Here is a 17,180-nt window from a genome sequence, read left to right as displayed (position 1 = left end):
GCCGGCCACCATGCCCCCCGCCGGGTTGCCCGCCCAGCCGCCCGCTCCCGGGCCCGAGCCCGTCACCCCCGCGGCCACACCCGAGCCGCCGACTGCCGTGCCGGCTTCCGCCGCGGGGTGGAGCGGCCCGGGCCTGGGCAGCGGTGGTGGCATGCCTGGTGTCGGCGGGCTGCCTGACGTCGGCTCAGGATTGGCCGGCGCCGGCCGACAATTGGCCGACCTGTTCGGTGGGCTGATCGGTTCGTCGGCCGACGGCCTGCCAGGCGGTGATCTCGGTGGCCTTTCGGACGGCGAGCTGCCGGAGGACGAACCTGATGACGCGGATGCCGACGAGGACGATCCCGAGTCGGACGACGACGGCGAGAACACCACCGAACCCGGCGGGGAGACCGCCGATGGTGACTCCGCCGAGGACGCCGAAGTGATCCCACCACAGCCGGTTTCGGATCCGCCGGTTGCCGAGGAAGCCCCACCTGAGAGTCCGCCCACTCCGGTGCCGGAACCCCTCGTCGAGCCGCCGGCTGAGCCGCTGGCTGAGCCGCCGGCCGAACCACTGGCCGCACCGGCCGGTGAGACCCCGTGTGAGATCGCCGCCGACGAGTTACCGCAGGTCGGCGGCTAGGCCGACGTCTCTGGCCGCGAGGTGGCCGCATCGCATTCCCTGCCAGTGGGATTTTGGGCGCGAGGACGCCCGGCCTGGTGTTAGACCTGGTGAGGACTTGAACGGCAGTCGCCGTGACACTTTCGGAGGAGGTCCTCGATGGCTATGGAATCCAATTGCGAGGTGCGCCAGATCGAGGCCGAGGCGCCGTCGACGCGTTTCGCCCGCGGCTGGCACTGCCTCGGGTTGACCCGAGACCTCGGCGATGGGCAGCCGCACGAGATCAATGTGTTCGGCCGGAAACTTGTGGTGTTTCGCGGTGGCGACGGCAAGATCAATGTGCTCGACGGATACTGCCGTCACATGGGCGGCGACCTGACCAAGGGGCAGGTCAAGGGCAACGAGATCGCCTGCCCGTTCCACGACTGGCGGTGGGGCGGTGACGGGCGCTGCAAGAACGTGCCGTACAGCAAGCGCACGCCCCGGCTCGCCCGCACCGCTACCTGGACGACGCTGGAGCAGGACGGGATGCTGTTCGTCTGGAACGACCCGGAGGGTAATCCGCCGCCGGCCGACGTGACGATCCCGCGCATCGAAGGTGCAGGCAGCGACGAGTGGACCGATTGGCATTGGTACACCACGGTGGTCAACGCGAACTGTCGTGAGCTCGTGGACAACGTGGTGGACATGGCGCACTTCTTCTATGTGCACGGATCGATGCCGAAATACTTCAAGAACATCTTCGAAGGCCATGTCGCGACCCAGTACATGAACTCGGACACCCGGGCCGACCGCCAGGATGTCGGAGGCCCGGTGATGCTCGGCACCACGTCGGTGGCGTCGTACTACGGACCCTCCTTCATGATCGATCACCTGACGTACCACTATCCCGACACCGACCATCACAGCGTGCTGATCAACTGTCATTACCCGATCGACGCGAATTCGTTTGTCCTGCAGTACGGAATCATCGTCAAGAAGGCCGGGGGGTTGTCCGACGAGCTGGCCATGCAGACGGCCGTCGCGCTGGGCGACTGGGTGAAGATCGGTTTCGAACAGGACGTGGCGATCTGGAAGACCAAGGCCCGCATCGACAACCCGTTGCTGTGTGAGGAAGACGGGCCGGTGTACCAGCTGCGCCGCTGGTACGAGCAGTTCTATGTCGACGTGGCCGATGTGGCCGACGACATGGCCGACCGCTTCGAGTACGAGATCGACACCGAGAGCGCACAACTGGCCTGGCGGCGGGAGATCGAAGAGAACGTCGCGGCCCAGGTCACCGCCGGGTCGGTGCGATGACCGTCCGCCTCGACCCTCGGCTCGAGGACGTACCGATGACGCCGGTGTCGTGCCGCAGCTGTGGTGCCCTCGTATTGGCGCGCAAGAGCAGTTGGCAGCAGACCAGCGTGCAGTGGAATGCCACGGCATCCGGGCTGTGCCGGGAGCGCCGTGACGCTGAGGTGCTGACCGGCCGCTGCGACGGCGGATTGTTCCTCGGCTGCGACTCCATGCGGGCTTCGGTGGTCACCGCGGCCCTCGACGGGGCGTTGCCGGTACCGGATGAACCGGATGCCGGCTGACACATAAGTTGACGATCACGGGGTGGGCACGGCGTGCGTGTCCCACCCCGCGCTCATCGGGTCACGGCCGCATCGCGGCCGGAAGGTCGCTCACCCACTGGTGGCCCCAGTAGCTGTCGGCGGTGATTTCCTCAGCGGTGTAATACGTTTCGTCGACCAACATGCCGTCGGTGCCGAACTCGATGTCCCAGTCACCGGGTGCCCGCACGTAGAACGACACCATCTTGTCGTTGGTGTGCCGGCCCAGCGTCGACGACAGCTGGTACCCGTCCCGGTTCACCCGGTCCAGCGCCTGCCCGACCGTGTCGAGGCTGTCGACCTCCACCATCAGGTGGATCAGCCCCGGGTCGCGCAGCGTGGCAGCCGGGCAGATGGCCAGGCTGTGGTGGCGCTGATTGAGGCCCAGGAACCGGACGCGCATCGGACCGAACTCCGGTGGAGCGGGCACCCGGAACGCGCCGCGGGGCAGGAAACCCAGCACCCCGGTGTAGAACTCGAACAGGCCGTTGGCGTCCACGGCGGGCAGCACCACATGGCCGAGACCCTGTGGCCCGGTGACGAATCGGGCTCCGTGCGGCGTCACGACCGGGCTGTGGTCGAGCACCGCACCGTGGAACACCTCCACCGACGTGCCAGCCGGGTCCGTGAACGCGATGACCTCTTCGACCCGGCGGTCGTCGGCCTCCTGCGGCGTCAGCGTCGTGTATGCCACCCCGGCGGCATCGAGCGCGGTCCGAACCCGGCGCAGTGCGGCGCCGTCACGCACCTCCCATCCCACGGTCACGATCCGGTCGGTCGCGCCGGGAACCACGATGATGCGGGCCTCGCGCTCATCCATTCGCAGATACAGAGCGTCCGGGTCCGAGCCGCCGCCGGTGGCGAAACCCAGTACGTCGAAGGCGAACTGGCGCCACCGGTCGATGTCGGTGGTCGCGACCTTCACATAGCCGAGGCTCTTCACGTCGGCCATGTCAGATCATCGCCCGCAGCGGGCCCTGCGGATCCACACCCAGCGAACTCAGTGCCGAGGCGTGATACACCGTTCCGGGCACATGGATGGCGTGTGCCAGTCCACCATGGGCGTCGCGCCAATACCGTTGCAGCGGTTTGTCCATCCGCAGGGCGTTGCCGCCCGAACGAGCGAAGATCTGGTCGACCGCCGCGACCGCACGCCACACCGCCCGGATCTGGGTGCGCCGCCCGGCGGCCCGGTCCTCGAAGGACACCTCCTTGCCGGAGTCCACGATGTCGTAGATGCGATCGACGTTGGCCAGCAGTTCCTGCCGGGCGGCGTTGATGTCGGCTGCGGCCTCACCGATCCCGTACATGACGTACGGATCGTCCTTGATCGCGGTGCCGTTGGCGCCTACCCGTTCTCGCTGGTAGTCCAGGTGTGCGGCCAGGGCGCCCTCGGCGATGCCGATCACCGCCGACGAGATCCCGAGTGGGAAACATCGTCGACCACGGCATCAAGTACAGCGTGGTGTTCATGCCGGCCTCGCGTTGTGCGGTGCCGTCCATCACCTTGGTCGCATTCATGGTCCGGTACTCCGGGACGAAGGCGTCCTTGACGATGACGTCTTTGGACCCGGTCCCGCGCAGCCCCACCACGTTCCAGGAATCCTCGACGATCTCGTAGTCCTTGCGCGGCAGGATCATGTGGATCATCTGCGGAGGCTGGACGGGGTTGCCCTCGGTGTCACCGAGTAGGGCGCCGAGGATGATCCAGTCGCAGTGGTCGGTGCCGGAACTGAACTGCCAGCGGCCGTTGAACAGATAGCCGCCCTCGACCGGCTTGGCCACGCCCTGCGGCGCGTACGGCGAAGCCACCCAGGTGTCGGCGTCGGTGGCCCATACCTCCTGTGCGACACGCGGATCGGCGTAAGCGAGCTGATAGGGGTGCACGCCCACGACGCCGTTGATCCAGCCCGAGGCCGGGTCGAGTGCGGCGGTCGCCATCACGGTCTCGGCGAACTCCCGCGGATGCACCTCGTAGCCGCCGAACGACTTGGGTTGCAGCAGCCGGATGTTGCCTGCCGACTTGAGCATCTTGACCGTCTCGTCGGGTAGCCGGCCGAGGCGTTCTGCCTCCCAAGCCCGTTCGCGTAGTTCGTCGGCGATGTTGCCGATCCGGTCGATTACCCGATCGCTCATGTCAGGTCCTCTATCTGTCGGTTGTCGGATTCAGGTGTCGGTTCTTCGCTGCTGCGGCGATCGCGTTCGGCGGGGTGGGCTGGGCCCCGGCTCCGGGCGGGCCGGCGATGTCGGTTCGCGGGCGGAGTGACGCGAGTTGCATGCGTGTCCGCTGGTGACGCACGCTACACGGATGTGTACAGTGTACGCAAGCACGTCGGCAAGGGGAGAACTGTGACTGAGAGTGATCTGTTGCCCGCGACGCTCGGACGCGCCGCCGCGGTGCTCGATGCGCTGGCCGGCTCCCGGCAACTCACGCTCAGCGAGATCGTGCGGAGCACCGGCATTCCGCGGTCGTCCGCGCACAGGTTGCTGTGCAACCTCGTCGCACTCCGCTGGCTACGCCGTGACGATGGGCGCTATACGTTGGGCGCGAAGATGTTCGAACTGGGATCGGTGGCCCGCGACCATGACCGGCTCTACGCCGCGGCGATTCCGGCGATGTGTGAGCTCTCGCAAAAGACCGGCCTGACCGTGCATCTCGGTGTGCGTGAGGGGATCGACGTCATCTACCTGGAGCGGATCCTGGGACGGGTCGGAGCCGGACTACCGTCGCGTATCGGAGGCCGCCGCTCGGCGCACTCGACCGGCCTCGGAAAAGTTCTGCTCGCCCACGCATCGGAGTCGACCCTGGAGTTGTTGAGCGCGAGACCGCTGGCCAAGCACACGCCCTTCACGGTCAGTTCGGCGGCGAAACTACGTGAGGAGCTTCGCCGGGTCAGGGCCGCCGGCGTGGCCGTCGACCGCGACGAAACGGTGTTGGGCCTCAGCTGCGTCGGCGCTGCGGTCGGTCCGCCGGGCAACGTGGTGGGGGCCATCTCGGTGGCGGGACCATCCGCACGGCTGAAGTCGAGCAGTGCGCTCGAGGGGCTGGTGCGGTATGCGGCGGGGACGGCCTGGAGCAGATATCGGGGCGAGAATGTGCGGACGACGCCGGTAGACCGTGCCGAGCTGGCGGCCGATGCCGACGCTGGACCTGCCACACTGCATGTTGCCGGTCTCTGACCGGTGACGTGAACGGAGTGATGCGCCTGTGAAACAACGCCTGACGCGGCAACGCATCGTCGAGGCCGCGATCGCCATCGCCGACGAGCATGGCCTGGACGGGCTGTCGATGCGCACCGTCGCCGGTGCGCTCGGCGTCGCCTCGATGGCGTCATACCGGCATATCTCGGGCCGGGATGATCTGATCCGGGCGATGGTCGAGGCCATCATGCTCGAAGTGCCGCTCTTGCCTGCCGATTCGGACATCGACCTGATCGGCCGGCTGCGGTCCATGGCCCACGGCGACTGGGCGGTGTTCCGGGCCCACCCCTGGCTGATCAAGGTCTGGTCCACACCGCGGCGCCGGGTGGACATGGCGTCGTTCAATCAACTCGAGGTCCTGCTGGGCGCCATGGAAGCCGCGGGCCTGTCCCGGGCGGATTCGTACGAGATCATCCTCGGCGTCTTCGCCATCACGCTCGGCATCGCAGCGCTGACGATCGAAGATCCGGCGTCCAAGGCCACTGACGCGGTCACCCTCGATGAGTGGCGTCACCACGTCATCGCCCAGGAGGGCGAGTCCTTCGAACGCACCCACCCGAAATCCGCGCGGTACTTCGCCGGCATGACGCAGGAAGTCGGTGCCGAGGCGTTCTCCAACGCGCTGGAGACCTATCTCGCAGGTCTGGCCCCCAGACTTCGCGGTGAAAGCGGTGATCGGCAAGCCGGGTGATCGCCGCCGCACCACTTGCCTTCGTACCTGTGCTGACAACTCTCGTGGTCACCCGACGCCCTCATCTCTGCGTCAAGATGGTCAGATGAGCGCGACCAAGACCGCGAAGGCCGGGCCGGGACGTCCGGCAGGGATCGACAGCGGTGACACCCGTCAACGGGTCATCGACGCCGCATGCCGGTGTTTCGCCGAGCTCGGTTACGGGCCCGCGACCAACAACCAGATCGCTGAGCTGGCCGGTGTGACGGCAGGCTCGGTCTACTACCACTTCGGCACCAAGAACAAGCTGTTCGAGGCGGTGTGCGATGACGTCTACGGCAAGATCCTGACCAGCGCCACCGCGGCCGTCGTCGGACCGCACACGCTGCGGGATCTGCTGCGCGCAGTGCTGGCCGAATCGATGCGAATCAATACCGAGTTTCCTGAGCTGGCCGGTTTCGTCGCCACCGCTCCGATCGACGCCCGCCGTCACAAGGAACTCGGTCCCGCCTTCGCGCGGCAGGGCGCACGGATGACCGAGGCGTTGGCACGATCCGTGGCCGTCGGGCAGCGGGGTGGTTTGATCCCCGCCGAGCTCGACCCGGTTCAGGTGGCGCGGGTGATCGGCGCGATCGTCGACGGCTTCGCCCACACCGCGGCGGTCACGGACCCCGACGAGATGGACGGAGTCAACCGGCTGTTCGAATCGCTGCTGGTGGACGAGACCCTCAGCCGGGGCCCGGCCGACAACGCTGACTGACCGGTGCGCCGCTAGTTGGTGAGTGACACCAGCTCTTCGCAGAACTTGACTGTCTCGGCGGCGTCGGTGGCCAGCGGGTGCACCAGCATCGTGGTCACCCCCGCCTCGGCGTAGGCGGCGAGCCGTTCCTTGACGAGGCCCTTCGGACCGACCAGGGATACGTTGCGCACCAGGTCGTCGGGCACCGCCGCGATGGCCTCGGCCTTCTTGCCGGCCAGGAAGAGGTCCTGGATGTGATCGGCCACCTCGCCGTAGCCGTACCGGGTGGCCAGCTTGTGATAGAAGTTCTGCCCGCGCGCGCCCATCCCGCCGATGTACAGCGCCAGTTGGGGTTTCGCCCAGGCCAGCCGCTCGTCGACATCGTCGCCGATGGCCAGGCCGGCGCTGACCATGACGTCCAGTGGTCCGAGCTCCGGATCACGCTTGGCCGCCCCGGCGCGCAACGCATCACCCCAGACGTCGTCGGCCTTCTCCGGGTAGTAGAACACCGGCTGCCAGCCCTCGGCGATCTCGGCCGTCAGCTCGACATTCTTCGGTCCCAGCGCCGCGATGGTGATCGGAATGCGTTCGCGCACCGGGTGATTGATCAGATGCAGAGACTTGCCCAGGCCGGTGCCACGGTCGGCGGGCAGCGGCAGCTGGTAGTACTTGCCGTCGTAATCCAGGTTCTCCCGGCGCCAGACCTTGCGGCAGATCTCGACCACCTCGCGAGTGCGGCCCAGGGGTGCGTCGAACGGCACGCCGTGGAAACCCTCCATCACCTGCGGACCGGAGGTGCCGATGCCGAGCCGGAACCGGCCGTCGGACACGTAGTCGACCCCGGCCGCGCTCATGGCCAGCAGCGCCGGGGTGCGGGTGTAGATCGGGACCACGCCGGTGCCGAGTTCCATGGTGGAGGTCTTGGCGGCCAGGTAGCCGAGTTGGCTGATCGCGTCGTAGGAGTACGCCTCCGCGACCAGGGCGATGTCGACGCCCACCTTCTCCAGTTCGACGACTTGGTCGGCGGCCTCTTTGAAGCCGCCGGCGTAGCTCAGGAAGATGCCAGTCCGCATGAGGGGTTTATATCACGATCAACTGGTTGGTTGGGAACCGCGGGTGGATTGAGCGGCCCGATGTATGTGCGTGCAATGACGCTGATGTCCCAGTCATCGCAGATATCACTCGCATGACCACGCCGACCTAGCGGTAGCGAAGTCCTGCGAACATCAACGCGGCGCCAAGGAACGCTGCGACGGTGCGGACATGGTTCCACGCCATCCATGTGGAGAAGTACGCCTGCCATTCGCGTGCGGCTTCGTCAGCCGACAGTTGGGCAGGATTCACACCGTCGAGGCGGTTGTTCAGCGGCACGTTGAACGTCATCGTGATGATCGCGGCACCGACCCCGAAGGTCGCGCCTACCAGCAGCCACCAGCTGCCGGGTTGGTGCAACTGTGTGGCGGCGACGATACCGACCGCCAACGCCGAGAGCGCCGCACCTGCGACCGCGAGGAGAAACGGGAGGTTCGAGTTCGCTTCCGCGTTTATGGCCCGTTTCGCGGTGATGGCCTCGGCGGGATCGGTGCGGTCGAGGCCGCGCATCACGAATGTGGAGAACGCGTACGTTATTCCGCCAACAGCGGCGTTGGCTAACGCGGCGATCGAAGTGAGGATGACAACCAGACCGGCGAACATGGCTGGGAGTCAACCTGCACGGCCAGAACGTAGCAAGCCGCAGGCCCAATTCCGGCCCGGCCCTCACCATCTCGGTACACGTGGGGGCGGTGTGGGGAATGCCGACCATGATGACGGCAACCGGGACGGTCGCGTAGAGAGTGCCCAAGGTGCGGCTGCCAACGTGTCAGTGTCGCGTCAGCCCGATCAGTTCCTCGGACAATGCGCGCGCGGCCGTGATGGGCTTGGTGGAGCGCTCCAGCTTGGAGCCCAGCAGCGCGCCGTCGTAGAGCAATTGGATGTTGCGGGCCAGCGCCGCGGGCGAGTCGGTGCCGGCCTGTTTCAGCAGGGCGGTCAGCGTGGCCCGCAGCCACTTGCGGTGTGCCCGTACCGGTTCGAGCTCTACCCCGGGGTATTCGGTGGCGGCGTTGGCGTACAGGCAGCCGCGGTAGTCGCGCCGGGTCGCCGAGCGTGAGGCGAGGTCGAAGAACGTCAGGATGCGCCGCACCGGATCGTCGACGCCGGCGACCGCCTGTTCCCAGCGGTTGCGATCAGCGTGATCCAAATCGGTGAGGTAGGCGATCACCAAGGCGTCCTTGGAGCCGTAGGTGCTGTAGAGGCTCGCCTTGGCGACCCCGGCCTCGCGCAGGATCTGGTCGATGCCGACGGCGCGAATGCCCTGGCCGGCGAACAGTTCGGCCGCGGTGTCGAGCAATCGCTGGGCCGGCGGCACGGCGCCGGCGGTCGGCGCGGCCTTGGGTGCGGTGACGGTCTGGGGCGTGCTCATGTCGTCAGCGTAACCCGGCCGGTGCGATAGACAGACCTGTCTGTCTATGCAACTGTCGGTGCCGTTCCGCCCCTGCGATGCCGAGGATTGCCACGTGACTCTGTACCTCTACGAAATCACCCCCGACGCCACCGACGCCGCCGCGGTGGGGCAGCTGCTCAAGACACTCGACGCCGAGATCGCCGGCAGCGGTGGAGAACTGATCGAGGCTCAGGTCACCGCGCAGCGCGGGCGAGTCTTCGCGATCGCCGAATTCGCACAGGATGCGACCGCGTTGGACGCCACGCAACTGGCGGCCGCCGCTGTCGCGGGCCCGCATCAGGTGCGGTTGGTCGGCGCGGACCTGCCGGTTCTCAAGGCCGCCCGTCCGCAGGCCGGTTACCTGGTCGAGTGGGACCTGCCTGCCGATCTCGACATGGAGTCCTACCTGGCCCGCAAGAAGGCCAACGCCCCCAAATACGCCGATGTGCCCGAGGTGCAGTTCCTGCGCACCTATGTCCGTGAGGACATGGACAAATGCCTGTGCTTCTACGACGCGCCCGACGAGGCCGCGGTGCGCCGGGCTCGCGACGCGGTGAGCACACCGATCGACCGCCTGCACGGACTGGATGGGCCGCGCCCGTGACCGCCGCGCTCGCGGTGTCCGTCCTGGACCGGGTGGCGCACACCGTCGCCGCTCGCGCCGCCGATCTCGATGAGCAGCGCACCGATGTCCGCACCGATCTGGCCGAACTCGGCCGCGCGGAGCTGCTCGACCTCGAGTTGTCCGACATGGCTCGCGTCATCGATGAGGTGTCGGCGCACAGCCTGGCCGTCGGCTTCTCCACCTGGGCGCACCACATGACCATCCGGTACCTGCACGCGGCGCCCGGCGGTGGCTTCGACGAGCAGATCAGCGTGCTCGCCACGGCAGGCCGGATCGGCGTCACCGCCATGGCGGCCGGGCTCAAGCAGGTCGCCGGTCTCGGGCAGGTGCCGGTCCTCGGCGAGACCGACGGCGCCGGCCTGGTCGTCAGCGGGCCGATTCGCTGGGCCTCCAACGTATTTCCCGATGCCCTGATCGTGATGCCGGTCCGCACGGGGGAGAAGACGCTGGTGGTCGCGGTGGACGTCGGCGCCGACGGGGTGACCGTCAACCCCACTCCCGCGCTCACGGCACTCGGGGCCACGGCGTCCACCTCGTTGCGGCTGGACCGGGTGCGGGTCCCGGCACACCACGTGCTCACCACCGACCTGGATGCGTTCATCGCCGGGATCCGGCCGGCGTTCCTGCTGCTGCAGACGGCGTTCTGCGTCGGGGTCACGCGAGCGGCGCTGACCGCGGCCACCGAGGCGCACATCGGCCCGCTGGCCGGCTTCGGCATCGAGCTGCAGGACGCGGCCGCCCGTGCCGACGATGCCAGATCGCGGCTGTATCGCTGGGCCGCGGACCCCGCTGCGGCGAAGGTGCCCGACCTGATCCGGCTGCGACTGGATGCGGCGCGGGTGGCGGTGGACATCACCCGGCTGGAGCTCTCGTTGACCGGCGGTGCCGGCTACACCCTGGGAAGTGCCGCCAACCGGCGATTCCGGGAAACCGCCTTCCTGCCTGTGCAATCACCGTCGGAAGGACAACTGCGGTGGGAACTGACGCGCTACGAATAGCGCACGGCGCCAGACATTTCGGTTCGACACCGGCGCTGACCGACATCGATCTGCAGATCCGCACGGGAGAGTTCCTCGCGGTGCTGGGTCCCAGTGGCAGCGGCAAGTCGACCTTGCTGCGGATCTGTGCCGGGCTGGACACCCTGAGCTCCGGCACCTTGACCTGGTCGGGCGACGGAGGCCGGCCGCGCACCGGGGTGGTTTTCCAACAGCCCTTGCTGATGCCGTGGCTGAGCGTCGCGGACAACGTGGCCTTCGCGCGCCGATTCACCGCGCAACGCAGCGGGTTCGACGCCGAGGATGCCGCCAAGCTCATCACCCGGTTCGGATTGGACCACCTGGCCGCGCGCTACCCCGACGAGTTGTCGGGTGGGCAGGCCCAACGGGTGGCGATCCTGCGTGCCGTCGCCACCCGCCCGCAGCTGCTGCTTCTCGACGAACCATTCAGCGCGCTGGATCCGGCCACCCGTAACGATCTGGTCGGGTGGCTCCGGGAGTTGGCCCGGGAACTGGACGTCACGGTGCTGCTCGTCACCCATGATGTCGACGAGGCGCTGTCGCTCGCGCAACGCATCGTGCTGCTCGACCGGGGACGGATCCGCGCGGAGTGGACGGTCGGCGGCGACGGAACACCCACGCGCGGCGAGATTCTCGCCCAATACCGGTCCGGCGCCGCGGTGGAGGTGCCGTGACGGTGCTGAGCCGGCGCTCGCTGCTGACCGGAGCTGCCGGATTGACCGCTGCCGGCGGACTCTTCGGCATCGGCGGGTTGGCACACAGCGCGGTCAGCGGCGCGCCGGGCGCCGAAGGTGCGCTGCGGGTGGGCTATCTGCCCATCACCGATGCCGCCCCGCTCCTGATAGCTCACGGTGCCGGGCTGTACCCGGCACGGCCAGTGCTGTTCCGCAGCTGGGCCGCGCTGGCGGAGGCGTTCGTCACGCGCCAGGTCGACGTCGTACACCTGCTGATGCCGATGGCGGTCCAGTTGCGCTACACCCTCGGTGCCGGGGTTCGCGTACTGGGCTGGAACCACACCAACGGATCGGCACTGACGGTAGCGCCGCACGTCCGGGAGCTGAGCGACCTGGCCGGTACCCAGGTGGCCATCCCGTTCTGGTGGTCGATCCACAACGTCGTGCTGCAGCAACTACTCCGAGCGCATGGCCTGCGGCCGGTGTTGCGGCGCAGCGCTTCCCGCACCGACCGGACCGTGGAGCTGATCGTGATGAGCCCATCGGACATGGTGCCCGCCCTGGCCAACGGCACGCTGGGCGGATACGTGGTGGCCGACCCGTTCAACGCCGTCGCGCAGATCAAGAAGATCGGCCGCATCCACACCTTCCTCGGTGACGTATGGCGGGATCATGCCTGCTGTGCGCTGGTCACCCGGGATGATGTCATCGCGAGCCGTCCGCAGGCCGTACAGGCGGTCACCGATGCGGTGGTGGCAGCGCAGCTGCGCATCGATGCCGACCGCGCCGCCGCGGCGGCCGCGCTGACCGGTGGCAAGTATCTACCGCAGCCGACACCGGCGATCGCGCTGGCGCTGACCTACCCCACACCGCCCTATCCGCCGGCGCACCCGGACTGGCAGCCACAGCGTCTGGGGTTTCAGCCCTTCCCGTATCCGAGCTTCACCCGCCGCCTTGCCGAGGCCATGCACGACACCGTTGTCGACGGCGACCGCCGGTTCCTGGACCGGCTCGACCCCGCTGCGGTGCACACCGACCTTGTGGCGGACCGGTTCGTCCGCAGGGCCCTCACGAATCACGGCGGCCCGGGCGCCTTCGGATTGACCGCCGACCTCACCCGAACCGAACAGGTGCAACCGCTATGACCGTCGTCAGCGCAAGCAAATCCCAGACATTCGAAGGTGTTTCGAGTTGGTGGGGCCGGCTCGTGCCGCCGGTCATCGCGATCCTGGCCGCCGTCGTGCTGTGGTGGTTCGCCACCTCTGTGCTCAGCGGACCCGAATCGATTCTGCGTCAGACCGCGCCGCAGCGCGTCTTTCCGGCGCTGGCCGGGCTCCTCGAACGCGGTGTGCTGCTCGGCGATCTCGGCGTCAGCCTGTGGCGGTTGCTGATCGGCCTGGCCGTCGCGGCCATGATCGGGATGCCGCTGGGCTTGCTGATCGGTTCGTCCGGCATCGCCGAACGCGCCGGTGGGCCGATCATCGCATTCCTGCGGATGATCTCGCCGCTGTCGTGGACACCGATCGCGCTGGCGGTGTTCGGTATCGGGAACCAGCCCGTGATCTTCCTGATCGCGGTGGCCGCGGTTTGGCCGGTGCTGCTGAACACCGCGGCCGGGGTGCGTGCCGTCGACCCGGGGCTGCTCAATGTGGCGCGCTCGTTTCACGCCACGCGCCGGGAGTTGCTGCTCGCGGTGATCCTGCCGTCAATCCGCACCCACGTGCAGACCGGGATCCGGCTGGCGCTCGGTGTCGCGTGGATCGTCCTGGTGCCCGCTGAAATGCTCGGGGTGCGTTCGGGATTGGGCTATCAGATCCTGAACGCCCGCGACCAGTTGGCCTACGACCAGGTGGTCGCGGTCATCGTCGTCATCGGTCTGCTGGGATTCCTGCTCGACGCTGCCGCGCGCTGGCTGTTGAATCCGGCCCGGCGCGCCTGACCCGCCAACGCTACGACGGCTTGCGGGATGCCGCGTCGATCGCAGGCAGGTAGATGTCGTCGACCAGCTCGGCGACGGTGCTCGGCTGGATCGGGTTGCGGGCGAACAGCAATTCATTTCGCATGAGTGCCAAGATGCTCAGTGCCACCCGGTCGGAAATCTCGGCGGGTCCGATCTCGCCCCGCTGCCGCGCAGCGTCCAGCGCCCCGCGGATCGTGTGGTCGGTCTTCGCGGCCACCTTCGCCTGGAAAGTCCGCAGGGTGGCGTCGTCGGCTTCGGCGATGAGGCTGCGGTAGGTGTCGATTCCGATCTCTTGCCAATGGTAGATCAGGGACTCGACCATGGTCACGATGTCGTCGCGAAGATTCTGGAACAGCACTTGGGCTGCGGGCGTGCGCAGGGTCGGAAGCGCGTCGGTGACCATCTGCGCCCGAGAACTGTAGCGGCGATAGAGGACCGGTTTTCCGGTCTTCGCGCGGCGGGCTACGCCTTCGAAGGTCACGCCGGCGTAGCCGTGATCCGTCAGCTCGGCCCAAGTGGCGTCACGGATCGCCGACATCAGCACGTCGTCGCGGCGCCGCAATGGAGGCTCGGATTCTGCGGTCGCCTTTTGGTTAGGCACGTTGCGTATCTTAATCGCCCGCGGTAGCATCGGCGCCATAGGGAACGCTCCGTATCCTATTTTCAGGACTTGGAGCGGACCAGTTGACGCGAAGGTGGGAGCCCATGCCTATTCGATTGCCTGATGTCGCGGACCTCGATCCCGCGGGGCGTGAGGTCTACGACTTGTTTCCGGCCAACCTGTCCCGGGGACTGGCCATGACCGGGTCGAGCGCGAAGGCCTATCTGGCACTCGGCCTTTCGTTTCGCACGGGTGCCTTGTCGCCCGAGACGCGGGAGTCGGTGATCTTGCGAGTCGGCTCGGTGACACGTGCGGAGTACGAGATTCACCACCATGTGCGCGAGGCGCGCGATGCCGGAATCGCGAATTCGGTGATCGACAACCTGGTGTCAGGCGCGACATCGTTCGGCGACCGCCGGCTCGATGTGCTCGTCGCGTTTGTCGATGATCTGCTGGCGCGGATCACGGGTGGTGCAGCGGACACCTCGCACATCCAGGAGTTCTACTCCGACAACGAGATCGCCGAGATTGTCCTGCTCACTGGGCACTACGTGATGACCGCGCTGTTCATCAACACCCTTGGCATCGTCCCGGAAGAGGGCGACGCCGATACCGCGGGCATTCTGGCTGAGGCGACCGCCAAGCTGGAAGAAAAGCGAATGAAGGACGGGCGATGACCGGCGAAATTCCTTTCCAGGAAGGCTTGTTCGATCTCGGCCGCGGCGCGCATGTATTTCTCTCCGGCGACCAGGCGTTCGGTCTGGCCAATGCGGGTCTGGTGGTCAGTGCCGGCGAAGCCCTGGTAATCGACACGCTCTATGACGTGCAGCATGCGCGGTCAATGTGCGCCGCCATGGCCGAACTGACCGCAACCGCGCCGGTGCGGTATGTCTTCAATACCCACACCGACGGCGACCACTTCTTCGGCAACCAGGTGTTCTCCGCGGATACCGAGATCATCACCACCGAAGCGGCGAGCGCTCTGATGACCCAGGAACATGCCGACCTCACGGCGCAACTGCTTGGCGCGGAGACCAAACCCGGCGGCGCCCTGCACGCACTGGAACCGCTGGGCCGGCCATTCAACTTCTCTGAGGTGCGGGTGCGGGCCGCGGACACCACGTTTACCGGAGAAAAGGCTCTGCGTGTGGGCAATCTCGACGTGGAGCTTCATGAGCTCGGGCCGGCGCACACTGTTGGTGACGCGATCGCCTATCTGCCGGATTCGGGTGTGTTGTACGCGGGAGATCTGTTGGCTCACAACATCGTTGCTGTCACGTGGGCTGGCTCGATCCCGAACTGGATCACAGCGCTGGAGCGTATCCGCTCCTTCGGGGCTCAGAAAGTCGTCGCGGGTCACGGCCCCGTACTCGTCGGAGGCGAGATCAACGCGGCCATCGATCGCGGAATCCGATTCTGGTCGAACCTGCACACCGACGCGACGCGGCTCTATGACCAAGGTGTGCCGGTGGCCGAGGCGGTCGCTCGAATGGACATCCGAAGCTATCCGGAAGCCATGGCGACGCTGCCGATCATCGTCACCGCGATCTACCACGAACGCGACCCGAATATCCCGTACCTGGACCTCACGCAGGCGATCGAGTCCATCGCTGCACAACTCACTCAACACACCACCGCGTCATGACCGTGCCGCTCATCACCCGACTGTGCGGATCAGCTTCCTGTTGATGAACTCGCCGATGCCGAGCGTGCCGAGCTCACGGCCGAAGCCGGAACGCTTGATGCCGCCGAAGGGCAGTTCGACGCCGTCGGCCTGGACTCCGTTGATGAACACCATGCCGGCGTCGATCTTCCCCGCGACCCGCTTGGCTTGTTCCGCGTCGGTGGTGAAGACGTAGGAGCCCAGCCCGAACGGGGTGTCGTTGGCCAGCTCGACGGCCTCGTCTTCCGAAGCGGCCTTGAAGACCATCGCGATGGGACCGAACAGTTCCTGGTGGTAGACATCGTTGTCGGGCTTGACGTCGGTCAGCACTCCGGTCGGGAAGAACGCGCCGTTGCGTTCGCCGGCACTGGTCAGTGTCGCGCCCTGCTCGACGGCGCTGTCCACCTGCGCCTGCAACCGATCGGCGGCCAGCTCCGACGACAGCGGGGTGATGCCGTCGGCCGCGGCGAGGACGGCTGAGGTGAACTTCTCCAGGAACGCGTCGTAGAGTTCGTCGGCGACGATGAACCGCTTGGCCGCATTACATGCTTGCCCGGTGTTGTCCAGGCGGGCGGCCACCGCCTTGGCGACCGTGTCAGCGAGATCGTCGGTGGACAGCAGGATGAACGGGTCCGAACCGCCCAGTTCGAGTACGACCTTCTTCAGATTGCGACCGGCGATCTCGGCGACAGCCGCACCGGCCCGCTCGGAGCCGGTCAGCGAAACCCCGGCCACCCGTGGGTCTTCGATGAGCCTGGCCACCTGCTCGTTGGTGGCGTAGATGTTGACGTACGCCCCGGCCGGGAAACCGGCGTCGTCGAAGATCTGCTGGATCGCCGCGGCCGACTCCGGGCACTGCGGGGCGTGCTTGAGCAGGATCGTGTTGCCCACACACAGATTGGGCCCGGCGAACCGGGCAACCTGGTAGGCCGGGAAGTTCCACGGCATGATTCCCAGGAGGACGCCGTAGGGGCTGTTCGTGATCACCGCTTCGCCGGTGCCGTCGAGCAGTTCGATCGGCTGGTCGCGTAGGAGAGCCTCGGCATGGTCGGCGTAGTACTCGTAGATCGAGGCGCTGAACTTGACTTCGCCGACGGCAGCGTCGAGCGGCTTGCCCATCTCACGGACGATGATCGCGCCGAGTTCATCCGCACGCTCGGTATGCAACTCACCGACGCGACGGACCAGGGCCGCCCGCTCGGCAACGGTCGTCTCGCGCGCCCATCCCTTGCTCGCGGTCACGGCAACCGACAGAGCGTTGTCGATCTCGGCGTCGGTGGCGGTCGGGTACTTTTTGACGACGTCGCCGGTGGCGGGATCGGTCACGACGTACAAGCTCATTGGTGTTCT

General features: G+C 67.1%; 18 protein-coding genes and 2 pseudogenes. 13 read left to right on the top strand and 7 right to left on the bottom strand.

The genetic code is table 11. The annotated features are described in order from the left end of the window. The 3 genes and pseudogenes from BN4332_RS20765 to BN4332_RS20755 all read left to right on the top strand — a co-directional run. Positions 1-622, top strand: a pseudogene (locus tag BN4332_RS20765) (hypothetical protein); the annotation flags it as partial. Positions 623-760: 138 nt separating this feature from the next. Then, positions 761-1,900 (top strand): 3-ketosteroid-9-alpha-monooxygenase, oxygenase component, encoded by a 1,140-nt coding sequence (locus BN4332_RS20760; RefSeq protein ID WP_200820327.1) that lies wholly within the window; start codon positions 761-763, stop codon positions 1,898-1,900. Further along, positions 1,897-2,181, top strand: a complete 285-nt coding sequence (locus BN4332_RS20755) for a ferredoxin (protein WP_066901176.1) — start codon at positions 1,897-1,899, stop codon at positions 2,179-2,181. Before BN4332_RS20760 ends, BN4332_RS20755 begins: the two co-directional genes overlap by 4 nt. 61 nt (positions 2,182-2,242) lie before the next feature. On the opposite strand, the gene BN4332_RS20750 is transcribed toward BN4332_RS20755, so the two are convergent. Both BN4332_RS20750 and BN4332_RS20745 read right to left on the bottom strand, forming a co-directional pair. After that, positions 2,243-3,151: a VOC family protein gene (locus tag BN4332_RS20750; protein WP_066901174.1), complete on the bottom strand. Its 909-nt coding sequence runs from the start codon at positions 3,149-3,151 to the stop codon at positions 2,243-2,245. A gap of 1 nt (position 3,152) precedes the next feature. Next, a pseudogene (locus BN4332_RS20745) lies at positions 3,153-4,335 on the bottom strand (acyl-CoA dehydrogenase family protein). Positions 4,336-4,548: 213 nt separating this feature from the next. Between BN4332_RS20745 and BN4332_RS20740 the strand changes: the two are divergent. The 3 genes from BN4332_RS20740 (at position 4,549) to BN4332_RS20730 (ending at position 6,830) form a co-directional block, all read left to right on the top strand. Next, complete coding sequence (locus BN4332_RS20740) at positions 4,549-5,379, top strand: IclR family transcriptional regulator (protein ID WP_066901173.1); 831 nt, start codon at positions 4,549-4,551, stop codon at positions 5,377-5,379. 28 nt (positions 5,380-5,407) lie between these two features. After that, on the top strand, positions 5,408-6,091 hold the full coding sequence (locus BN4332_RS20735) for a TetR/AcrR family transcriptional regulator (RefSeq protein ID WP_066901171.1): 684 nt from the start codon (positions 5,408-5,410) through the stop codon (positions 6,089-6,091). An 85-nt stretch (positions 6,092-6,176) separates the two neighbouring features. Then, the gene (locus tag BN4332_RS20730; RefSeq protein ID WP_066901169.1) at positions 6,177-6,830 is read left to right on the top strand and encodes a TetR/AcrR family transcriptional regulator; all 654 of its coding nucleotides are present in this window, start codon (positions 6,177-6,179) and stop codon (positions 6,828-6,830) included. An 11-nt stretch (positions 6,831-6,841) separates the two neighbouring features. Here BN4332_RS20730 and BN4332_RS20725 read toward each other — a convergent pair whose 3' ends face one another. From BN4332_RS20725 to BN4332_RS20715, 3 genes are all read right to left on the bottom strand, one after another. Next, complete coding sequence (locus tag BN4332_RS20725; protein WP_066901167.1) at positions 6,842-7,882, bottom strand: LLM class F420-dependent oxidoreductase; 1,041 nt, start codon at positions 7,880-7,882, stop codon at positions 6,842-6,844. 127 nt (positions 7,883-8,009) lie between these two features. Then, entirely contained in the window at positions 8,010-8,504 is a 495-nt protein-coding gene (locus BN4332_RS20720; protein ID WP_066901165.1) for an anthrone oxygenase family protein, read from the bottom strand. 166 nt (positions 8,505-8,670) lie between these two features. Then, on the bottom strand, positions 8,671-9,270 hold the full coding sequence (locus BN4332_RS20715) for a TetR/AcrR family transcriptional regulator (protein ID WP_066901163.1): 600 nt from the start codon (positions 9,268-9,270) through the stop codon (positions 8,671-8,673). A gap of 94 nt (positions 9,271-9,364) precedes the next feature. On the opposite strand from BN4332_RS20715, the gene BN4332_RS20710 reads away from it, so the two are divergent. Genes BN4332_RS20710 through BN4332_RS20690 form a run of 5 tightly spaced genes read left to right on the top strand, consistent with a single transcriptional unit; the run spans position 9,365 to position 13,545 of the window. Next, positions 9,365-9,895 carry a DUF4242 domain-containing protein gene (locus BN4332_RS20710; RefSeq protein WP_066901220.1) on the top strand — a complete coding sequence of 177 codons (531 nt, stop codon included), beginning with the start codon at positions 9,365-9,367 and terminating at the stop codon, positions 9,893-9,895. Next, a complete protein-coding gene (locus BN4332_RS20705) occupies positions 9,892-10,914 on the top strand; it encodes an acyl-CoA dehydrogenase family protein (RefSeq protein ID WP_066901161.1) in 1,023 nt (340 codons plus the stop codon). The genes BN4332_RS20710 and BN4332_RS20705 overlap by 4 nt, the downstream gene beginning before the upstream one ends. Next, the gene (locus BN4332_RS20700) at positions 10,890-11,606 is read left to right on the top strand and encodes an ABC transporter ATP-binding protein (protein ID WP_066901159.1); all 717 of its coding nucleotides are present in this window, start codon (positions 10,890-10,892) and stop codon (positions 11,604-11,606) included. The genes BN4332_RS20705 and BN4332_RS20700 overlap by 25 nt, the downstream gene beginning before the upstream one ends. Then, entirely contained in the window at positions 11,603-12,751 is a 1,149-nt protein-coding gene (locus tag BN4332_RS20695) for an ABC transporter substrate-binding protein (RefSeq protein WP_066901157.1), read from the top strand. Before BN4332_RS20700 ends, BN4332_RS20695 begins: the two co-directional genes overlap by 4 nt. Beyond that, positions 12,748-13,545 carry an ABC transporter permease gene (locus BN4332_RS20690; RefSeq protein ID WP_066901155.1) on the top strand — a complete coding sequence of 266 codons (798 nt, stop codon included), beginning with the start codon at positions 12,748-12,750 and terminating at the stop codon, positions 13,543-13,545. Before BN4332_RS20695 ends, BN4332_RS20690 begins: the two co-directional genes overlap by 4 nt. Positions 13,546-13,555: 10 nt before the next feature. Here the strand turns inward: BN4332_RS20690 and BN4332_RS20685 are convergent, their stop codons facing one another. Further along, complete coding sequence (locus BN4332_RS20685) at positions 13,556-14,104, bottom strand: TetR/AcrR family transcriptional regulator (protein WP_066901218.1); 549 nt, start codon at positions 14,102-14,104, stop codon at positions 13,556-13,558. Between the two features lie 167 nt (positions 14,105-14,271). On the opposite strand from BN4332_RS20685, the gene BN4332_RS20680 reads away from it, so the two are divergent. Then, positions 14,272-14,844 carry a carboxymuconolactone decarboxylase family protein gene (locus tag BN4332_RS20680; protein WP_066901153.1) on the top strand — a complete coding sequence of 191 codons (573 nt, stop codon included), beginning with the start codon at positions 14,272-14,274 and terminating at the stop codon, positions 14,842-14,844. Next, the gene (locus tag BN4332_RS20675; protein WP_066901151.1) at positions 14,841-15,812 is read left to right on the top strand and encodes an MBL fold metallo-hydrolase; all 972 of its coding nucleotides are present in this window, start codon (positions 14,841-14,843) and stop codon (positions 15,810-15,812) included. Before BN4332_RS20680 ends, BN4332_RS20675 begins: the two co-directional genes overlap by 4 nt. Before the next feature lie 12 nt (positions 15,813-15,824). Here BN4332_RS20675 and BN4332_RS20670 read toward each other — a convergent pair whose 3' ends face one another. Next, the gene (locus BN4332_RS20670) at positions 15,825-17,171 is read right to left on the bottom strand and encodes an NAD-dependent succinate-semialdehyde dehydrogenase (protein WP_066901149.1); all 1,347 of its coding nucleotides are present in this window, start codon (positions 17,169-17,171) and stop codon (positions 15,825-15,827) included. Positions 17,172-17,180 lie beyond the last annotated feature (9 nt).

The sequence above is a fragment of the Mycolicibacterium houstonense genome, from assembly GCF_900078665.2.
GTDB classification, from domain to species: Bacteria; Actinomycetota; Actinomycetes; order Mycobacteriales; family Mycobacteriaceae; genus Mycobacterium; species Mycobacterium houstonense.
The sequence above is the reverse complement of the archived record's forward strand: the minus strand, read 5'-3'. Positions and strand labels throughout refer to the sequence as shown.

Excerpts from the sequence above, each read along its gene's own strand:
- BN4332_RS20715 (WP_066901163.1), bottom strand. The coding sequence starts at position 9,270 with ATGAGCACGCCCCAGACCGTCACCGCACCCAAGGCCGCGCCGACCGCC.
- BN4332_RS20675 (WP_066901151.1), top strand. The coding sequence starts at position 14,841 with ATGACCGGCGAAATTCCTTTCCAGGAAGGCTTGTTCGATCTCGGCCGC.
- BN4332_RS20690 (WP_066901155.1), top strand. The coding sequence starts at position 12,748 with ATGACCGTCGTCAGCGCAAGCAAATCCCAGACATTCGAAGGTGTTTCG.
- BN4332_RS20680 (WP_066901153.1), top strand. The coding sequence starts at position 14,272 with ATGCCTATTCGATTGCCTGATGTCGCGGACCTCGATCCCGCGGGGCGT.
- BN4332_RS20670 (WP_066901149.1), bottom strand. The coding sequence starts at position 17,171 with ATGAGCTTGTACGTCGTGACCGATCCCGCCACCGGCGACGTCGTCAAA.
- BN4332_RS20760 (WP_200820327.1), top strand. The coding sequence starts at position 761 with ATGGCTATGGAATCCAATTGCGAGGTGCGCCAGATCGAGGCCGAGGCG.
- BN4332_RS20725 (WP_066901167.1), bottom strand. The coding sequence starts at position 7,882 with ATGCGGACTGGCATCTTCCTGAGCTACGCCGGCGGCTTCAAAGAGGCC.
- BN4332_RS20720 (WP_066901165.1), bottom strand. The coding sequence starts at position 8,504 with ATGTTCGCCGGTCTGGTTGTCATCCTCACTTCGATCGCCGCGTTAGCC.
- BN4332_RS20685 (WP_066901218.1), bottom strand. The coding sequence starts at position 14,104 with ATGTCGGCGATCCGTGACGCCACTTGGGCCGAGCTGACGGATCACGGC.
- BN4332_RS20755 (WP_066901176.1), top strand. The coding sequence starts at position 1,897 with ATGACCGTCCGCCTCGACCCTCGGCTCGAGGACGTACCGATGACGCCG.
- BN4332_RS20750 (WP_066901174.1), bottom strand. The coding sequence starts at position 3,151 with ATGGCCGACGTGAAGAGCCTCGGCTATGTGAAGGTCGCGACCACCGAC.
- BN4332_RS20730 (WP_066901169.1), top strand. The coding sequence starts at position 6,177 with ATGAGCGCGACCAAGACCGCGAAGGCCGGGCCGGGACGTCCGGCAGGG.